The following is a 1624-nucleotide window of genomic DNA, read 5'->3' on the forward strand; positions in this document are numbered from 1 at the left end:
GAACGCCATTCTTGCACTCAGGGAAGGCGAGATTATGCCCACTGACCGGGTGGAGTTTTGCCGCTCACGCCCCTGGCCGCTCAGTGACCAACTGTTCCATCAGGAGCAGCACGTTGACTGGCGGTTTGTGGGTGCAGTGTAATTTCACGTAATAATCAGCGATTCAGAGCAGCAACGGATGAATTAACAGGGATGAACAAAATGACTCAACGTATTAAAAAGTATGGGTATTCACGACTGCCACAGCCACAGCCACACACTGAGCACCGCAATCTTTACAAACAACTCCTGGATGGCGCCGGTGATAAGGAAGAGTACTGATGAGTCAAAATGATATTGTTTCTCCCGTCTCTGTTGTTGATACCAGTCAGTGCACCATCATTCCGCCCTGGTTTGTGGAAGGCACTGAATACCCGCCAGCTCTCGCAACCTACAAGCCTTTGGTCAACGGCGAAGAAGCTTTCCGCGCGGTTCATGAAGCCATCGCCAATGCCAAGAAGACCGTCGATATCATCTGCTGGGGGTTTCAACCATCCATGTATTTTATTCGGGATGGTCAGGCTCCGTGCATCGGTGAGTTACTCATCAATTTGGCGCAAGAGAACAAAGTTCAGGTTCGTATTTTAGGCTGGGAGATGTTTTTAAATGCAACAGGTCTCGGCGGAGAGGCCAATTTACCCGGGTATGGCCTCATCAATTTAAAAAATCGGGCCGGGCAAACTTCTTCTGATGACCAATATGCTTATGACAAAAAGTGGTTCTCGAAACACTTGTACTCAGGCGGGATGGCTGCTCAGGCACTTCGCTCTGGTAAAAATTCTGAGGATTCGTTTCCAATATTCGTCGGCCGTGGATTTGATGCCAATGAGCGCGCCGAAATCGCCTATCAGGCTTCCCGGCAGGCTCTCGATAAAAGTGTCAGCGGCGGCACAGTTTTCGCATTAACCATGGCCGCAACGCATCACCAAAAGACCGTGCTGATTGACTACGAATTACCAGAACATGCTGTCGGTTTTGTCATGGGGCATAACATGCTTGATGAATACTGGGATACTGATAAACATTCGTCTATGCACCGCCCTTCCGCCCAGGACCATTGGGAACCATACGAAGGCCCGCGCGGATTTCTGCCCCGACAGGATATTTCCAGCCGGGTGACAGGTCCTATTCTTGAACATCTTCATGAAAATTTCGCCACCGCATGGTGTAAAGAGACCGGGGAAGACCTGATAAAGCACCGCAATGCTAAAGAAGTGGCTAAAAAACTTAAAACGCGGGCGGGTTTTGGCACTCCGATCATGGCCCAACTCCTGCGCACTCAGGCACAGGAAGGCAAACGGGATATCGAAAAGCTTTACCTGAAGACAGTGAATAACGCGACACAGTTTATCTACATCGAAAACCAGTACTTTCGCTGGCCACCGCTCGCCGAAGCGATAAAGAATAATATTTCCGCCCAGATTAAAGCGGGCCGTGTCCCTGAAAAAGACGGCTCTTTGTATCTCTTTGTTATTACCAATGTAACGGACGAAGGCATCGGAGCCGGAACCGTCAACACACAGCGTATGCTCGAAAGCCTTGGGCGTGCAGATACCATCCCTAATGTGACAAAAGAAATGCAGGT

The 1624-nt window shown here is 49.8% G+C and carries 1 protein-coding gene; it reads left to right on the forward strand.

All coding sequences use genetic code 11. The features are described 5' to 3' along the window. Positions 1-320 precede the first annotated feature (320 nt). On the forward strand, positions 321-1624 hold a 1304-nt coding region (locus J1785_RS01135; RefSeq protein ID WP_217218610.1), incomplete at its 3' end, for a phospholipase.

It is taken from the genome of Rahnella perminowiae (assembly GCF_019049755.1).
In the GTDB taxonomy this organism is placed as follows: Bacteria; Pseudomonadota; Gammaproteobacteria; order Enterobacterales; family Enterobacteriaceae; genus Rahnella; species Rahnella perminowiae.